At 70.6% G+C, this 17415-nt stretch carries 17 protein-coding genes; 14 read left to right on the plus strand and 3 right to left on the minus strand.

Annotated elements, in window-relative coordinates; genetic code table 11:
* The first annotated feature begins 55 nt into the window (after positions 1-55).
* The 10 genes from AB3M90_RS10375 to AB3M90_RS10420 all read left to right on the plus strand — a co-directional run bounded on the left by AB3M90_RS10375 (position 56) and on the right by AB3M90_RS10420 (position 10870).
* Positions 56-187, plus strand: a complete 132-nt coding sequence (locus tag AB3M90_RS10375) for a hypothetical protein (RefSeq protein ID WP_412951874.1) — start codon at positions 56-58, stop codon at positions 185-187.
* Positions 188-267: 80 nt separating this feature from the next.
* Positions 268-2949, plus strand: a complete 2682-nt coding sequence (locus AB3M90_RS10380) for an AAA family ATPase (RefSeq protein WP_412952698.1) — start codon at positions 268-270, stop codon at positions 2947-2949.
* Positions 2950-3138: 189 nt separating this feature from the next.
* Entirely contained in the window at positions 3139-3738 is a 600-nt protein-coding gene (locus AB3M90_RS10385; protein WP_412951875.1) for a hypothetical protein, read from the plus strand.
* A 41-nt stretch (positions 3739-3779) separates the two neighbouring features.
* Positions 3780-4997, plus strand: coding sequence for an alpha/beta hydrolase family protein (locus tag AB3M90_RS10390; RefSeq protein ID WP_412951876.1), 1218 nt, complete (start codon positions 3780-3782; stop codon positions 4995-4997).
* A 56-nt stretch (positions 4998-5053) separates the two neighbouring features.
* Positions 5054-5917, plus strand: a complete 864-nt coding sequence (locus AB3M90_RS10395; protein WP_412951877.1) for a hypothetical protein — start codon at positions 5054-5056, stop codon at positions 5915-5917.
* A gap of 392 nt (positions 5918-6309) precedes the next feature.
* Entirely contained in the window at positions 6310-6960 is a 651-nt protein-coding gene (locus AB3M90_RS10400) for a histidine phosphatase family protein (protein ID WP_412952700.1), read from the plus strand.
* 277 nt (positions 6961-7237) lie between these two features.
* Positions 7238-7657, plus strand: a complete 420-nt coding sequence (locus tag AB3M90_RS10405) for a Fur family transcriptional regulator (protein ID WP_412951878.1) — start codon at positions 7238-7240, stop codon at positions 7655-7657.
* A 69-nt stretch (positions 7658-7726) separates the two neighbouring features.
* Positions 7727-9196, plus strand: a complete 1470-nt coding sequence (locus tag AB3M90_RS10410) for a catalase (protein ID WP_412951879.1) — start codon at positions 7727-7729, stop codon at positions 9194-9196.
* A 158-nt stretch (positions 9197-9354) separates the two neighbouring features.
* Entirely contained in the window at positions 9355-9822 is a 468-nt protein-coding gene (locus AB3M90_RS10415; protein ID WP_412951880.1) for a hypothetical protein, read from the plus strand.
* 232 nt (positions 9823-10054) lie between these two features.
* Positions 10055-10870, plus strand: coding sequence for an alpha/beta fold hydrolase (locus AB3M90_RS10420; protein ID WP_412951881.1), 816 nt, complete (start codon positions 10055-10057; stop codon positions 10868-10870).
* 85 nt (positions 10871-10955) lie between these two features.
* Here the strand turns inward: AB3M90_RS10420 and msrA are convergent, their stop codons facing one another.
* Positions 10956-11498, minus strand: a complete 543-nt coding sequence (gene msrA / locus AB3M90_RS10425) for a peptide-methionine (S)-S-oxide reductase MsrA (RefSeq protein WP_412951882.1) — start codon at positions 11496-11498, stop codon at positions 10956-10958.
* A complete protein-coding gene (gene msrB / locus AB3M90_RS10430) occupies positions 11495-11971 on the minus strand; it encodes a peptide-methionine (R)-S-oxide reductase MsrB (protein ID WP_412951883.1) in 477 nt (158 codons plus the stop codon). The genes msrA and msrB overlap by 4 nt, the downstream gene beginning before the upstream one ends.
* A gap of 152 nt (positions 11972-12123) precedes the next feature.
* Between msrB and AB3M90_RS10435 the strand changes: the two genes are divergently transcribed.
* The 4 genes from AB3M90_RS10435 (at position 12124) to AB3M90_RS10450 (ending at position 16454) form a co-directional block, all read left to right on the plus strand.
* Positions 12124-13041 carry a DUF808 domain-containing protein gene (locus tag AB3M90_RS10435; protein WP_412951884.1) on the plus strand — a complete coding sequence of 306 codons (918 nt, stop codon included), beginning with the start codon at positions 12124-12126 and terminating at the stop codon, positions 13039-13041.
* 13 nt (positions 13042-13054) lie between these two features.
* Positions 13055-14290 (plus strand): hypothetical protein, encoded by a 1236-nt coding sequence (locus AB3M90_RS10440; protein WP_412951885.1) that lies wholly within the window; start codon positions 13055-13057, stop codon positions 14288-14290.
* Positions 14287-14814 carry a GNAT family N-acetyltransferase gene (locus tag AB3M90_RS10445; protein ID WP_412951886.1) on the plus strand — a complete coding sequence of 176 codons (528 nt, stop codon included), beginning with the start codon at positions 14287-14289 and terminating at the stop codon, positions 14812-14814. The genes AB3M90_RS10440 and AB3M90_RS10445 overlap by 4 nt, the downstream gene beginning before the upstream one ends.
* Positions 14815-15071: 257 nt before the next feature.
* Positions 15072-16454 carry an LLM class flavin-dependent oxidoreductase gene (locus AB3M90_RS10450; protein ID WP_412951887.1) on the plus strand — a complete coding sequence of 461 codons (1383 nt, stop codon included), beginning with the start codon at positions 15072-15074 and terminating at the stop codon, positions 16452-16454.
* A gap of 27 nt (positions 16455-16481) precedes the next feature.
* Here AB3M90_RS10450 and AB3M90_RS10455 read toward each other — a convergent pair whose 3' ends face one another.
* The gene (locus AB3M90_RS10455; protein ID WP_412951888.1) at positions 16482-17324 is read right to left on the minus strand and encodes a helix-turn-helix transcriptional regulator; all 843 of its coding nucleotides are present in this window, start codon (positions 17322-17324) and stop codon (positions 16482-16484) included.
* Between the last annotated feature and the right edge of the window lie 91 nt (positions 17325-17415).

Consider the following 17415-nt stretch of genomic DNA (forward strand, 5'->3'; position numbering starts at 1 on the left):
TCACCGCGATCGGGTTGCGGGCGTACCGTCATCAGTCCGAGCAGAGGAGACGACGATGAGCGATCCGAAGAACCCGTCCGAGGCCGAAGACGAGGCGAGCGCGACCGGATCCGGCGCGGAGTCGCCGGAGGAGGGCGCCGAGGCGGAGCAGGCCGCCGAGGACGCGGTGATCGACGGCGACGACTGAGCCTCCCGCTCCCGTCGCCGCGCACCTCGACGCGGGTCGTCCGACATCGCTAGTCTGACGGTCGTAGAGGGGTGGCTCAGATGTGGGAACTGCGGCCGGAGCGCTCTCGGGCGTTCGCCGAGGCGATCACCGACGCGCGGGCCGGGCGTCCACGCGTGGTGTGCATCGACGGCGACTCCGGCATGGGCAAGAGCGCGCACCTGCGTCGACTTCGGGCCGCCGCCGACGGCTTCCGGGTGCTCGAAGCATACGGCGACCCCGCGGCCTACCGCCCGCCCTTCGGCGTGCTCCAGCAGCTCGGTGTCACCCGCACCGCCGCGGACGACGGAACCCTGCTGAGCCCGGCGGTCGCCGCGCAGGCACTTCGCCGCGTGATCGACGAGAAGAGCCGTGACGACGCGCTCCTCATCGCCGTCGACGACGCGCACTGGGCCGACGAGGAGTCGATGGACGCCCTGCGGCTCGTGCTGGAGCGCACCGCAGGCGACCGGCTGCTCGTCGCGGTCGCCAGTCGGCCGCTGACCGGTTCGGAGCACCTGCCCTGGCGCGGTCTGCGCGACCGGCTCGACGGTGTGGCGGTGGTGCGCCTCGACGGCATCGCCCTCGCGGAAGCCGCTCAGATCGTGGGCTCGTCGTCGCCGACGGCCGACGCCCGCACCGTCGAGCGCCTGTGGCGCCACACGGACGGCAATCCGATGTACCTGCGCTCGCTGCTCGGCCAGTACTCCTGGGAGGACCTCCGCGACGCGGACGAGCTCCCGGCGCCCGTCGAGGTGGCCCGCGACCTCGACGCGCGCCTCTCGGCCTTCGATGCCGACGCCGCCGCGCTGCTGCGCGCCATCGCGATCGTCGGCCCGTCGTGGGTCGACCGGCTGGATGCCGCAGCGATCGCCGAGATCGACGACGCGGCGACGGCCGTCGAGATCCTGCTGAGCAGCGGACTGCTCGTCGCCCGGTCCGGTGGCGCGCTGACCGACGTGCGCATCGTGCACGCCCTGGTTCGCGCGGCCATCCATCAGTCCATCCCGGCCGACGAGAGGCGCCGGGGTCATCTGCGCGCCGCGGCGGTGCTCAACTCGCCCATGCGGCGGCTCGAGCACGAGGTCGCCGGCGCCCGTCGGCGCGATGAGGCCCTGGCACGGCGCCTCGAAGACGCCGCTCTGGCGGCACGCGCGTCCACCGACCACCGACGGGAGGCGCAGCTGCTGCAGTGGGCGTCGCAGCTGAGTGAAGACGTCGCCGAACGCGAGCGGCGCTGGCTCGACAGTCAGCTCGCGACCGTCCTCGCGCGTGACGTGCGATCGGTGCGCGACCGGCTGAGCGAGATCGCGTGGGCGGGCGACATCCCGCGGCGCACCGTGGTGATGGCGATGCTGTTCCTCACCGAGAGCAGGATCGCCGACGCCCGCCACCTCCTGGAGGGCGTCAGCGACGCCGATCTCTCCGCAGCCGACGAGCTCACCCGCACCCGCATCCTCGTGCTGACGGCGTGGACGATGCTCGTCTCGGGCGCTCCGACCGACCGGGTCGCCGCGATCATCCGACATCTCCCGGCGACGGCGGCACAGGATGTCGCGACGGCGTCGTTCTACATCCGCACCGCGGGGCAGGTGGCCGGACGCCAGGACGACTTCGATCACCTCTCCGACGACCTCGCCGCCGTACCGCTCACCGTGCAGGACACCCCGATGGAGGACACGAGCCGGCTGGGCTGGCGCGGTGCCATCTACTCGCTGTGCGGCTTCGCACGGGAGGCGCGGCGCGACCTGGCCGAGGTGGTGTCGCGGGTGCGGTCCGGACGCGTGGGCGGAACCGGTGGAGTGGACCATGTGCTCTACGGCTTCGCGCTGTGGCAGGACGGCGAGATCGACCGGGCCGGCATCGAGTTCGACGCGGCGACGGCTCTCGCTCTCGACCGCCTGCCCCCGCTCGTGCAGGCGGCGCTGCCGCTGGTCCCGCTCGTGCGCGGCGACCTGGAGCGCGCCGACCGTCTGCTGGAGGAGTCCGAGACGGTGCTGCGGGATCTTCCGTGGACCGAGGCCATCGCGATGCTGATGATGGCGCAGGTCGCGCGACGGCACGCCGGCGACGACGAGGCTGCGCGCTCCGGATACCTCGACTACGTGCGCACCCTGTTCGGCGCCGACGTCGCCTCGGCGTCGCATCCGTCGGGGGCGATCTGGCATCTGCACGTCGCTCTCGCCCGCATCTGGGCCGGGGAAGGCGACCAGGTGGAGGACCACCTGATCGCGATCGAGCGAGACATGATCGTTCCCGAGTGGGCGGGATGGGCGCGGCCGTGGCTGGTCGGACTCGCCGCCGAGCGCGACGGCGACGACGCCACGGCCCTCCGGCAGCTGCGCGACGCCGCGGACCGGGCGGACGACGAGCTGCCCCTGTATCGCGCGCACCTGCACGCCGACCTCGCCCGCGTCGCGAGCCGGGCGGGCGACGACGCGACCGCCGGCGATGCCTCCGGGCGCGCGCGCGACCTCTACGCGCGCATCGGTGCGACCCGGTACGTCGAGCGGATGTCGGCCGGCGGGCGATCGACGGATGCCGCCGCCGGCGCGGATGTGTTCGCCGCACTGAGCGACCGCGAGCGCGAGGTCGCCACCCTGCTCATCGCCGGATTCAGCTATGCGCAGATCGCCGCCGAACTGTTCGTCACGCGCAGCACGGTCGGTTTCCACCTCGGCAACATCTATGCGAAGACGGGGGTCTCCACCCGGCATGCTCTCACCAGGCTCGCCCGCAGCTGAGCCGTCGGCCGGGCACCGGCGACACCCACCTGGACGAAACGACCAGGCGGCACCTGGTCGTCGTGCCCCGGCAGGACTGCACATTCGATCCAGTCGGCGCGCGCCCCATCGGTTCGAGACTGGATGCATCGCCGGAGCATTCGGCCCGGCATCCATCCGCCCCCGCGGGCGCCGCAAGAGAGAACCGCTGTGAACCCCGTCAAGATCGTCCTCGCCCTCATCCCGTTCCTGGTGTTCGGCTTCCTGTCGCATCTGATCGTGCCCGGCTGGGCCGCGCTGATCTCCGCTGCGCTCGCGCTGATCGTCACGCTCACCGACCTCCGCGGCGGCCTCAAGATCGTGCCGCTCGCCGGCACGGTGATCCTCGCCGTGTTCGCCGTCGTGGGTTTCGCCGCGACGCCCGACGCTTACCCCGCCCTCGCCGCGTACTCCCACGGCATCGCGACCCTGGTGCTCGCCGGCGTGATCCTCGTCACCGCGGCGTTCGCGCCCTTCACCGCCTCCTACGCGAAGCAGAGCGTTCCCCGCGAGTACTGGACCTCGCCGACCTTCGTCGCCACGAACCGTCGCATCAGCGCCGCCTGGGGCGGCGCGGTGGCAGCCATGGGAGCGGCTCACCTGGCGGCCGGCGCCCTCATGGCGGCCGGCGACACCGCGCCGGTCATCAGCGCCCTGGTCAACTGGGGCATCCCGGTCGTCGCGATCGTCCTCGCCTACAAGTACACGCAGGCCGCGGCCGCGGCCGCGCATCCGTCGACGGCATCCGCCGGAACGACGGCATCCGCCTGAGAACGGCATCCGCCGGAAACGAAGAAGAGAGAAGAGATCCCATGAACGCGCACGAGAAATCCGAGATCAAGCCGTTCTCGGTCAATCAGGACTACGACTTCGAGATCCGCACCGCGCTCGGCCACGCGAGCGCCGGCGCGGGCGATCCGGGCGAGATCCTCGCCGCCACCGAGCAGGTTCGCAAGAACGATCATGAGGGCTGGTTCGACGCGTGGAAGGCCCTGGCCGACCGCACCGCGCAGATCGCCGACACCGCCGCCGGTCGCGGCCACCGGGTCAGCGCCGCCGACGCCTACCTGCGCGCCTCGGCATACTACGGCGTCGCCGTCAACGCCCTGAGCTCGCTCGACGACACGACGCGGCTGCAGCCCACCTTCGCCGAGCAGCGGAAGGCGTGGGACGGCTTCATCGCCCACACCAGCGCCGACGTCACCGCGATCCGCATCCCCTACGAAGACGACGCCCTCCCGGGGTACTGGTTCCGCGGGGCGAGCGGGGCCACCGCGCCCACGCTCATCGCGGTCAACGGCAGCGACGGCGCCCTCGCCGGGCTCTGGGCATCGTGCATCCAGGCAGCGCTCGCCCGCGGGTACAACGTGCTCGCGTTCGACGGTCCCGGACAGCAGAGCCAGCTCTTCGAGAAGAACATCCCGTTCCGTCCCGACTGGGAGCACGTGCTCACCCCCGTGCTCGACCATGTGCTCACGCTCGACGGCGTCGACCCCGACAAGGTCGCCGTCTACGGCATCAGTCAGGGCGGCTACTGGGTCGCCCGAGCCCTCGCGTTCGAGCACCGCTTCGCCGCCGCCATCACCGATCCCGGTGTGGTCGACGTGTCGACGTCGTGGACCAGCCACCTGCCCCCCAGCCTGATCAAGCTGCTCGACGCCGGCGACATGGCGAAGTTCGACAAGGAGATGGCGTTCGGGTTGAAGTTCTCGCCCGAGACCGCGCGCACCTGGGCGTTCCGCGCCCGCCCCTACGGCACCACCGGGTACGGCGAGACGATCCAGGCGGTGCGCACCTACACGATGGCCGACGTCGCGGGACAGATCACGACCCCGCTGCTCATCCTCTCGCCCGAGAACGAACAGTTCTGGCCCGGGCAGGCGCAGCAGCTCGCCGACCTGACCTCGTCGGTGTCGACCGTGATCGCGTTCACCGCGGCCGAAGGCGCCGACGGTCACTGCCAGCCGATGGCCCGCGCCCTGACCGCGCAGCGCATGTTCGACTGGCTCGACGAGAAGCTCGCCGGCTGAGGCCGGCCGCGCCCGCCATCACATCCACACCCCATGTCCCTTACCTGGAGCACCCCATGAGAAGACCCCTCCGCACCCTCTTCGCCGCCCTCGCCGGCACCGCGCTCGCGCTCGGCGGCACGACCGCCGCTCTCGCGCAGACCACCGCCGAGGTGAGCGCCAGCCCGGCCAGCATCCAGGTCGGCGAGAAGTCGACCATCACGGCCACCGGGCTCGGCGATCTGACCACGGCGACGTTCGGGCTCGACGCCACCCCCGGCGGCGAGCTGTCGGCCGACGGCGGGGCGCCCGCGGCATCCGTCGAGGTGACCGTCTCGGGCGGCCGCGCCTCGGCGGAGTTCTCGGCCACCGAGGCCGGCACCTTCACGGTCGCGGTCACCAACGGCGAGACGCCTCTGGGCACCACGACCGTCACGGTCACGGGCGGCGGCGGGTCGGGCGGGTCGGTCGCCGAGGTGAGCGCGTCGCCGGCCGACGTCGACGCCGGCGAGACGGCGACCGTCACGGCGAAGGGGCTCGGCGAGCTGTCGACCGTGACGTTCGGTCTCGACGACACCCCCGGCGGTGAGCTGTCGGCGGCGGGCGGACAGCCATCGAGCTCGGTCCGTGTGAATGTCGAGGGCGGCACCGCGACCGCCGAGTTCACCGCCACCGAGGCCGGCACCTTCACCGTGGCCGTCAGCGACGGCGAGACGGTGCTCGGCACGACGACCGTGACCGTGTCGGCGCCCGCCCCCTCGGTCGAGCCAACCCCGACGGCGACGACCGACACCGATGGCGGCAGCGGGGACGGGGCGCTCATCGCGATCATCGTCATCCTCGCGGTGCTCGTCGTCGCGGCGATCGTGACGCTCATCGTCATCGCGCGTCGCCGCCGGTCGGGCACCGGCACGCCGGGCGCGGACAGCGCGGCGGGCTGAGGTCTCGCGGGCGGCGGGCTCGCGGGCCGGGGTCTCGCGGGCCGGGGTCTCGCCCCGGGCTGAGGTCTCGCCCCCGGGCTGAGGTCTCGCGGGCCTCGCCCGCTCAAGGGAGGAACACGCCGGGAGCGACGCGATCCCACCGGCGTGTTCCTCCTTTGACCCGCGAGCGCGGGGGGAGGGACGGACGGACGGGCGGGCGGGCGGATCTCGCCCGCTCAAGGGAGGAACACGCCGGGGGCGACGCGATCCCACCGGCGTGTTCCTCCTTTGACCCGCGAGCGCGGGGGGGGGGCGGGGGGACGCACGGACGGGCGGGCGGGGCGACGGGCGGGGGCGAGGGGCGGGGGCGACGCGGGGGGGCGAGGGGGCGGGACTACGGTGGCGGTGTGTCCATGAACGATCCTCTGCCCGACCGTCCGGCGCCCGACAACCCGACCGGAAAGCTGGTGCTTCTCCGGCACGGTGAGACCGAGTGGTCGAAAGCCGGCCGGCACACGGGTCTGACCGACGTGCCGCTCACCCCCCGCGGCGAGGCCCTCGCCCGCGGCGCAGGCAGGCTGGTCGCCGACTACGACTTCTCTCTCGTGCTCTCCTCGCCGCTGCAACGAGCGCGTCGCACCGCAGAGCTCGCGGGGCTGCATCCGGAGGTCGATCCTCTGCTCGTCGAGTGGGACTACGGCGGCTACGAAGGACGCACGACCAAAGACATCCGCGAGGAGCTCGGCTACAACTGGAGCGCCTTCACCCACGGCGTCATCCGCGGCCGCACTCCGGGCGAGACGGTCGAAGAGGTCGCCGCACGAGCGTCGCGCGTGCTCACCCGCGTCGTCCCCGTGCTCGCCGAGGGAGATGTCGCCCTCGTCGCCCACGGGCACTTCCTGCGCATCCTCACCGCGGTGTACCTGCGGCTCGCCCCGCGCTTCGGCGCGCAGATCAGCCTGAACGCCGGATCGGTGTCGGTGCTCAGCTTCTACCGCGAGCAGCCGGCGATCCTCTCCTGGAACTACGGGCTCGAGCTGCCGCTCGCGCCCTCCGAGTCCTGAACGCGCGGCGGGTCCGGTGCCGGATGCCGGATGCCGGGGTGCCGGATGCCGGGGTGCCGGGGTGCCGGATGCCGGGGTGCCGGATGCCGGGGTGCCGGATGCCGGATGCCGGGGTGCGGTCCCGATCTGCTCCCGCGGTCCCGATTCGCTCACTTTTCGCACGGATAGGTGAGCGGATCGGGACCGGGTGAGCGAATCGGGACACGCAACACCCGGAACCCCGGCATACCGGCATCCTTCTTTTGAATCATTCAAAACTACGTGTAGGGTCGAAGGCATGGAGACGGACCTCGACTCGGTGTTGCACGACGCCGGGCTGCGCGCGACCGCGGGCCGCGTCGCCGTGCTCGAGGCGCTGCACTCCATGGCCCATTCGGATGCGGAGCGGCTCTACCGCGCCGTGTCCGATGTGCTGCCGACGACGTCGATCCAGTCGGTGCACAACATCCTCGCGGACCTGACGACGGCGGGGCTCATCCGCCGGATCGAACCGGCAGGCTCCGCGGCCCTGTACGAGCGGCGCATCGGCGACAACCACCACCACGTCGTCTGCACCGCCTGCGGTGCCGTCGGCGACGTGGACTGCGTCGTCGGCGAGGCGCCGTGCCTCACCCCGTCCTCGGCGGGCGGCTTCACCGTCCAGACCGCCGAGGTCACCTTCTGGGGCCTCTGCCCCAGTTGCCAGCACGCCGCGTAGGCATAGGCGCACGCATCCTGTCCTGCGGACAGGGTCGTTCGTCGCGCCCGCGCGCAGAAGGAGATGAACATGACGAACCCTCCCCAGACCGGGAAGCCCGCCACGACCACCCAGACCGGCACGCCGGTCGCCAGCGACGCGCACTCGCTGACCGTCGGTGCCGACGGGCCCACGGTCCTGCACGACCGCTACCTCGTCGAGAAGCTCGCCTCCTTCAACCGCGAGCGCGTGCCGGAGCGCAACCCGCACGCCAAGGGCGGCGGCGCGTTCGGCGAGTTCGTCGTCACGGAGGACGTGTCGGCCTACACCCGCGCCGCGGTCTTCCAGCCGGGCGCCACCAGCGAGACGCTGCTGCGCTTCTCGTCGGTCGCGGGCGAGCAGGGCTCGCCCGACACCTGGCGCGACGTGCGCGGCTTCGCGCTGCGCTTCTACACGACCGAGGGCAACCTCGACATCGTCGGCAACAACACCCCCACCTTCTTCCTGCGCGATGCGATGAAGTTCCCCGACTTCATCCACTCGCAGAAGCGCCTCGGCGACTCGGGACTGCGGGATGCCGACATGCAGTGGGACTTCTGGACGCTCTCGCCCGAGACCGCCCACCAGGTCACCTACCTCATGGGCGACCGCGGCCTGCCGCGCAGCTGGCGCCACATGAACGGCTACGGCTCGCACACCTACCAGTGGGTCAACGCCGCGGGCGAGCGCTTCTGGGTGCAGTACCACTTCCTGTCGAACCAGGGCGTCGAGGCGATGCACGCCGACGAGGCCGAGAAGCTGGCCGGATCGGATGCCGACCACTACCGTCGCGACCTGTTCGACGCCATCAACCGCGGTGAGCACCCGTCGTGGGACGTGTATGTGCAGGTCATGCCCTACGACGAGGGCAAGACGTACCGCTTCAACCCGTTCGACCTCACCAAGACCTGGTCGAAGAAGGACTACCCGCGCATCAAGGTGGGCACCTTCACGTTGAACCGCAACCCGCAGAACTTCTTCGCCGAGATCGAGCAGGCCGCGTTCTCGCCCGGCAACCAGGTGCCCGGCACCGGCATCTCGCCCGACAAGATGCTCATGGCGCGCGTGTTCGCATACTCCGACGCGCAGCGCTACCGCATCGGCGCGAACTACAACCAGCTGCCGGTCAACCAGCCGCACGCGGCCGAGGTGCGCAACTACATGCACGAGGGCCAGATGCAGTACACCTTCAACCCGGCCGAGCACCGCGTCTACACGCCGAACTCGTACGGCGCTGCCGGCGGTCCCGCCGCCGACCCGCTGGCCGGCGTCGAGGCGAGCTGGGAGTCCGACGGAGAGCTCATCCGCGCCGCCGCGACCCTGCACGCCGACGACGACGACTTCGGCCAGGCGGGCACGCTCTACCGCGACGTGTTCGACGGAGCGCAGCGCGTCCGCTTCCTCGAGACCCTCACCGGTCAGGGCCGCGGCATCACGATCGACGAGATCCGCGAGCGCTTCTTCCAGTACTGGACGAACGTCGACGCCGAGCTCGGCGCCGCCCTGCGCGACCGGGTGTGATCCCCGTCTGAGCGGGAGAGGGGCGGATGCTGCGGCTGCAGCATCCGCTCCTCGTCTCGTGGGGAGGAGTTCTCCGTGTCGGGAGGAGGATCCGGGGAGATTGGTCCTCCCGACGCAGAGTCCTCCGCCCATCCCCCGTCCACGCCTCGAGAGGAACCATGATGAGGTTCGGCCCGCTGCACTCGGTCCGCGGCAAACTGGTGGTTGGCGATCCCGGGCGCCGGCACCTCGTGCTCACGCCCGAAGAGGCGCGCTACCGGAACGACGGCGAGGTCGAGGCGGTGTTCCCTTGGCCGGAGGTCACCGGCATCCGGCTCTCGTTCCCGACCACGAGATTCCGCTTTCCTGCGGCGGTCTCGGGCGTGACTCTATCGGCTCTGGCCCTTCTCATGAACGACGATCCGCAGATCTCGCCGAAGGACGGCACCGTCGTGGTGACCGGCCACGACGACTTCGAGGCCCCGCTGAGCTGCCATCACCTCGGCGGCTACTGGCAGCGAAGCGTCGACGTGGCGCAGGACCTGATCACGCGATTCGTCGATGACCCGTCGTCCCGAGTGCTGCTGACCCACCCCGACTCCTTGGTCGAGGCCGCTGCGTCCGCCGCGCGAAGAAGACCGCGGTAGCCGGCTCGAGGCGCTCACCGCTCGAGCCTTCGCAGAAGGATACGTCGTTCGCGATGCAGCTTCCACCAGCTGAACGTGGCACGAAGCTGCAAGCGGCCCAGTTCATCGAGACTCGGCAGATCGCGATCGTCCAGCTCCTTCGCGATCGCCTCTCGATTCTCCTTCCGAATCGGGCGAAGGCTCCTTCACAGCGCGAGCTCTCCTTCGCGGCGTGTGACGCAACAGGTCCAGAATGGATGCCGTGGCCGTTCCTCTCGCAGACCTGAACTCCATGCCCGAACCGCAGCAGGTGTACGCGGCCGACGGCACGCGGCTCGCGACCTACACCTGGGGCGAGCTCGATTCTCCGGTGGTCGTCGCCGTGCACGGATTCGCCTCGAACGCCCGCGACAATTGGGTGCTCACAGGGTGGGTGCGCGAGCTCACCCGCGCCGGCTACCGGGTGCTCGCCCTCGATCAGCGGGGCCACGGGCTCAGTGAGAAGCCGCATCAGGCCGATGCCTACGGCATCCGCACGCTCGTGACCGACGTCGAGGCTGTGATGGACGCCTATCTCGTCGACGACGCGTCGTACGTCGGCTATTCGCTCGGCGCGCGCGTCGGCTGGGAGGTCGTCCGCGACCTGCCCCACCGCATCGGGCGCGCCGTGCTCGGCGGCGTGCCCGACGGCATCCCGCTCGCCCGGCTCGACCTCGAACAGGTGCGCGCGTACATCGGCGACGGCACGCCGGTCGCCGATCCGACGACGCAGAACTACGTCGCGCTGACCGAACGGGTGCCCGGCAACGACCTGCGCGCGCTCGTGGCGCTGGCGGAGGGGATGCGAGCGTCGGGAACGATCGATCCCGACCCGGCGGATGCTCCGACCCGGCCGATTCTCTTCGCGACCGGATCGAAGGATGCCATCATCGAGGGTTCCCGCGCGCTGGCGGCCGCCGCGCCGGACGGACGCTTCGTCGAGATCCCGAACCGGAACCACTTCAACGCCCCCGGCTCGCGGGACTTCAAGGAGGCGGCGCTGGGGTTCCTCGCCGCCGGCCGCCCCTGAGAGGAGAAACACGCCGGTGCGCACGAGCGATCACCGGCGTGTTTCTCCTTCGAGGCGGGACGGATGCCGCCGCCCGCCCGGGCCGTCAGACCGCGGCGGCGTCGCGCTTCGGCAGCACCCACCCCGCGCGGGGGAAGTGGCACGTATAGCCGTTGGGGTAGCGGATCAGGTAGTCCTGGTGCTCGGGCTCGGCCTCCCAGAACCGACCCTCGGGCTCGATCGTCGTGACGGCCTTGCCCGGCCACAGCCCGGAGGCGTCGACGTCGGCGATCGTGTCGCGGGCGACGCGCTCCTGCTCGGGGCTGAGGGGGAAGATCGCCGACCGGTAGCTCGAGCCGACGTCATTGCCCTGCCGGTTCAGGGTCGACGGGTCGTGGATCTGGAAGAAGAACGCGAGGATGTCGCGATACGTCGTCGTCGTCGGGTCGAAGACGATCTCGACCGCCTCGGCATGACCCGGGTGGTGGCGGTACGTGGCGTGGTCGTTCTGACCGCCGGTGTAGCCGACCCGTGTGTCGAGCACGCCGGGCTGGCGGCGGATGAGGTCTTCCATGCCCCAGAAGCAGCCGCCCGCGAGGACGGCGGTCTCGGTGCCGGGGGTACGGGTGATGGTGCCGGTGTCGGTCATGACTGCTCCTCAGAGGTTCGGGTGGCGGTGGTGTCGAAGAGGCGGCTGTATCGACCGTAGCCCTCCTCCTCCAGTCGGTCGACCGGGATGAACCGGAGGGCCGCGGAGTTCATGCAGTAGCGCAGACCGCCGGCGTCCCGGGGGCCGTCGTCGAAGACGTGCCCCAGGTGGCTGTCGGCGCCGGCGGAGCGCGCCTCGGTGCGCGTCATCCACAGCGTCCGGTCGGTGCGCGTGGTGACGGCATCCTGCTCGATGGGCTTGGTGAAGCTCGGCCATCCGGTTCCGCTGTCGTACTTGTCGGTGGACGAGAACAGCGGCTCGCCCGAGACGACGTCGACGTAGATGCCGGCGTCATGGTTGTTCCAGTAGGCGTTGCGGAAGGGCGGCTCGGTGGCATCCTGCTGGGTCACCTCGTACTGCAGGTTCGTGAGCGCGCTGACCGCCTCGGGGGTCTTGCCGTAGTCGTTCGACATGATCTGACTCCTTGTCCGACGTCGCTGGCTGCGCCGTCAGAGAGGAGAACGGATGCGGGGCCGGATTTGGTCCCGCGGGCCTGGGAGCGCGCTGTGAGTTTCGCCGGATCGATAGAGTTGCTCCGCACCTCACACCCACAGGGAGACCGCACATGTCCGTTGGACTTCTCGCCGTCGTCGACGACATCCTGAGCGCCGCGATGAAGGCGTCGGCCAAGGCCGCGGGCGTGGTCATCGACGACGCCGCGGTCACGCCGCAGTACGTGCAGGGCATCACGCCCGCCCGTGAGCTGCCCGTGGTCGGCAAGATCGCGCTCGGCTCGCTCGCGAACAAGTTCGTCATCATCATCCCGGTGGCGCTGTTGCTCACCGCCTTCGCACCGTGGGTGCTGCCGTACCTGCTGATCCTCGGGGGGACCTACCTCTGCTTCGAGGGCGCCGAGAAGGTGCTCGAATGGTTCGGCGTGCACCACGGCCACGCCGACGAGGGTGCGCGCGATGAGCGCAAGCTCGTCCTCGGGGCGGTGCGCACCGACCTCATCCTCTCGACCGAGATCATGCTGATCTCCCTGGCGAACCTCGAGAAGGGGCTCGACATCTGGACGACGCTGGCGATCCTCGCCGTGATCGCGCTGCTCATGACCCTCGTGGTGTACGGCGCCGTCGCCCTGCTGGTGAAGATCGACGACATCGGGCTCCGGATGGCGAAGAACCCGGTGCAGCGCGTGCGCCACACCGGCACGCGGATCGTGCGGTCGATGCCCGCGGTGTTCCGCTTCATCAGCATCCTGGGCACCGTGGCGATGCTGTGGGTGGGCGGCCACCTCGTGCTGGTCAATCTCGGTGAGGTCGGCTGGCACTTCCCCGTCGACGTCCTGCACGCCGTCGAGCACGCGCTCGAGCCCGCCGGTGCGGTCGTGGTCTGGATCGTCGACACGATCATCTCGGCGATCGCGGGCCTGGCGATCGGCCTGATCGTCGTCGGGATCGTGCTCGGCATCGGACGGATGCTGGGCAAGACGCCGAGCTTCCACGAGGGCGAGGAATCGCCCGCCGACGTGCACGCCTGACCCGCTTGCCGACATGTCCACCCCGCCCAAGGTCCGGAGCGCGAAGCGCGACGCCGATCGCTGGTTCCGCGAGCAGGGCCTGCCGACCTTCGTGCCCCTGCGGCGCTGGTTCACCGATCTGCCGCGACGGGTCGCGCCGCTGGTCGTCTGGGTCGCGATCGTGGTCTATCCGCTCGGCGACGGGATCGAGGTGGCGGTCGAGGTCGCCGACGACTCGACCGGCGGGGAAGCCACCGCGCTCGTCCTCCTCGTCGTGCTCGTGCTGGCCGCCGCCGTGGCCATCTCGTGGGCCGGTTACCTGCTCGTGCGCCTGATCCTCAGACGGCTGTCGGTCGGGATCGGCACGATCGTCGCGATCGCGCTCATCCTGCTGTGCGCCGGGGGCATCGTCAGCGACGGATACGAGAGCGACCCGAGGGCGACCGTCGGGCCGGTGGTCGCGGCCGTCCTGGTCGTCTCGCTGTGCGTACTGGTGACGGGCATGGGCGGCGGCGCGCTGATCTCGTGGGCCTCGCGGCTCGCCGTGCGCAACGCGTCGGCGATCGGGCACATGGCCTCGATCGCGCTCCCGGTCATCCTCATGCTGGTGGTGTTCGCCTTCTTCTCGGCGGAGGTCTGGCAGATGGCATCCGCTCTGCACTGGGGGTCGATCGCGCTGGTGGGGCTGGTCGTCGCCGTGCTGGCCGGGATCGTCGTGCTGCGCGTCAGCGCCTCCGAGATCGACGACGACGCGCAGGCCCCGAGCGAGGTGCAGCGGCGAGCGCTCCTCGTCGACACTCCGGCCGAGCACCTCGGGTCGGCAACGACGACGCACCGCCGCCTGGGCGCTGCGCAGCGGTGGAACATCCTGCTGGCGATGACGGTGGCCCAGCTCGTGCAGGCGCTCTTCTTCGCGCTTCTTCTCGCTGCGCTGCTGATCGTGATCGGGGGCATCGCGATCCCGGTCGGCGTCGTGGAGATCTGGCTCGGCCCGGGCAGCGAGGCGCAGCGGCTCAGCGTGGAGCCGCTGATCGTCGCGGGCGCGGAACTGCCGATCACGGTGAACCTGTTGAAAGCGGCATCCCTGCTCGCCCTGATCGCGACCCTGCCGTTCGTGTTCTCGGCCGTCAGTGAGGCGCGCTACCGCGAGCGCTTCTTCGATCCGATCATGGCCGACATGCGCCGGGCGATCGTCGTGCGCGATGCGCTGGCCCCGGCACCCGCGCGGCGGCCGCGCCCGGCGAGCGAGACCGAGGAGCACTCCCCATGACATCCGTGCGTATTCGGAACGCCGAAGCCGGCGATCTCCCGACCATCACCGAGATCCACAACCACGCCGTGGTGCACACGACCGCGATCTGGAACGAGGATGCCGTCGACGTCGACGACCGCGCCGCCTGGCTCGCCGATCGCACCGGTCGGGGGTATCCCGTCATCGTCGCCGTCGACGAGACCGGCGTGCTCGGCTACGCCTCGTACGCGCAGTGGCGGCCGCACAGCGGTTACCGTCTCACGGTCGAGCACTCCGTCTACGTCCGCGGCGATCAGCGCGGCCGCGGCATCGGCACCACGCTCATGGCGGCGCTCATCGATCGCGCTCGCGCCGCCGGCATCCATGTGATGATCGGCGGGATCGAGAGCGGCAACACGGCGTCGATCATCCTGCACGAACGGCTCGGCTTCGCCGAGGTGGGACGGATGCCGCAGGTGGGGGCCAAGTTCGGCCGCTGGCTCGACCTCAGCATGCTGCAGCTCCTGCTTGATGACCGGGAGACGCCCGACGCGCCATCCTGATCGACGGACCTGCTGGGCATGGCCGGTCGGCATCATCGGCAACGTGCTGCTGCCGAGGGCGGTCGGATGACACTCCCGCCCGATCCGAGCCCGCATCCGCCCGCCACTTGCAGGTCGAGATGACGGATGCAGGTGGGGTTCGGCGAAACGCACCTGCAACTGTTTTCTCGACCTGCAGACGTCACCGGCATCCGGATTGTTTCCGACCGTGTCGTCGAGGCTGGCCGCCGCCCCCGGCATCCTCTTTCATGGTGTGCATGACCCGTCAGATCCGCTTCAACGCGTTCGACATGAACTGCGTCGCCCACCAGTCGTCCGGCCTGTGGCGTCACCCTGACGACCGCTCGCGGCAGTACAACACGATCTCGTACTGGACCGACCTCGCGAAGCTGCTCGAGAGCGCCACCTTCGACGGCATCTTCATCGCCGACGTGCTCGGCACCTACGACGTGTACGGCGGCACGAACGAGGCCGCGATCCGCAACGGCGCACAGGTTCCGGTGAACGACCCGATCCTGCTGGTGAGCGCCATGGCCGCCGTCACCGAGCACCTCGGGTTCGGCATCACGGCCGGCACCGCATTCGAGCATCCCTACCCCTTCGCCCGCCGCCTCAGCACGCTCGACCACCTCACCCAGGGCCGCATCGGCTGGAACGTCGTGACCGGCTACCTGCCCAGCGCCGCGCGCAACATGGGCCAGGAGGATCAGCTCGCCCACGACGACCGCTACGACCACGCCGACGAGTACGTCGAGGTGCTGTACAAGCTGTGGGAGGGGTCGTGGGAGGACGACGCGGTCGTCGAGGACCGCGAGCGCGGCATCTTCACCGACCACACGAAGGTGCACCCGATCAAGCACGAGGGCAAGCACTTCAGCGTGCCCGGCATCCACATCTCCGAGCCGTCGCCGCAGCGCACCCCCGTGATCTATCAGGCGGGCGCGAGCCCGCGCGGCGTGCGCTTCGCGGCCGAGAACGCCGAGGCGATCTTCGTGGCGGCACCCTCGAAGGAGGTGCTGGCCGGCACGGTGAAGCGCATCCGCGATGCCCTCGAGGCCGCCGGCCGAGACCGCTACGACGCCAAGATCTACACGCTGCTCACCGTCATCACGGCGGCGACGAGCGAGGAGGCGAGCGCGAAGCACGCCGAGTACCTCTCGTACGCGAGCCCCGAGGGAGCCCTGACGTTCATGTCGGGCTGGATGGGCGTCGACCTGTCGCAGTACGCCGAGGACGAGCCGGTCGGAAACGTCGAGTCCAATGCGATCCAGTCGGTGCTGCAGCACCTGAAGGAAGAGGCCGACCTCGGGCGCGAGTGGACGGTCGGAGACTTCGGCCGCCACAACGCGATCGGCGGCCTCGGCCCCACGATCGTCGGCTCGGGCGAGGAGATCGCCGACGAGCTGCAGTCGTGGGTCGACGAGACCGACATCGATGGGTTCAACCTCGCCTACGCGGTCACCCCCGGCACGTGGGCCGACGTGATCGAGCACGTCATCCCCGTGCTGCGCGAGCGCGGCCTCTACCCCGAGGAGTACACGCCGGGCACCCTGCGTCACAAGCTCCAGGGCAAGGGCGACCGGGTGCAGGACACGCACCGCGCCGCGAAGTACCGCATCGGCGCGGGCGTGCCGGCCTGATCCGCCGTTCGGCTGGGACCTTCGCCGTCAGACGGCGATTCGCGGGCTGAGCGCCGACAGCAGCTGCAGCTTCTCGTGACTCTCCGACCCCGGAGCGGCCGTGTACACGAGCAGGGCGTGCGACTGCTCGGGATCGACGAGCGTCTGACAGCCCAGTTCGAGTGCACCGAGGCTCGGATGCACGAAGTGCTTGGTCTCGCGCGGGCGGACCCCGACCTCGTGCGTCGCCCAGATCTGGCGGAACTCGGCGCTGAGACGATGCAGTGATGCGGCGTAGCCGGCCGCACGCGAGTCGTTCCCTCGTCGGGCGATGACCTCCCGCAGACCGGAGACCCACAGGCGCGAGAGGAACTCATGCTCCTCTTCGGCGTACAGGGCGCGCGACGACGGGTCGCTGAACCACCGATAGCCGATGCTCCGCTCAGGTCCCGTGATCCGAGCGGTCTCGCCGGTCAGCGCGATACCGAGCGGTGTCTGGAGCAGCGTCTCGCCCAGCTCGCTCACGATCTCCGCGGGCGTGTCCTGCAATCGGTCGATGATGCGCAGCATCCCGGGGCTGACATGCTCGCTCTCCCCGCCCCGCGCCGGGGGCTGGTGGCCCGCGAGGCGGAAGAGGTGGTCGCGCTCGGCGACCGTCAGATGCAGGCCTTGGGCGATGGACGCGATCATCTGCTCCGACGGCAGAGGGCCGTCGCCCCGTTCGAGACGCGCGTAGTAGTCGGCCGACATGTGGCTGAGCGCGGCGACCTCTTCTCGCCTGAGCCCTTCCGTGCGGCGGCGCTGCCCGCGCGGCATCCCGACGTCCGCCGGTTGCAGGCTGTCGCGTCGCAACCGCAGGAATCGCGCCAGCTCCGCTCGGTCGATCGCCATGTTCGCACCCTCCGTGTCGACGTCACCGATCCTCGCATCCGGCCGCCCGCCTATCCACTGCATGACGTGTCCTGGATGCGACGGCGCCGCG

The organism is Microbacterium martis, assembly GCF_047246685.1.
Lineage (GTDB): Bacteria > Actinomycetota > Actinomycetes > Actinomycetales > Microbacteriaceae > Microbacterium.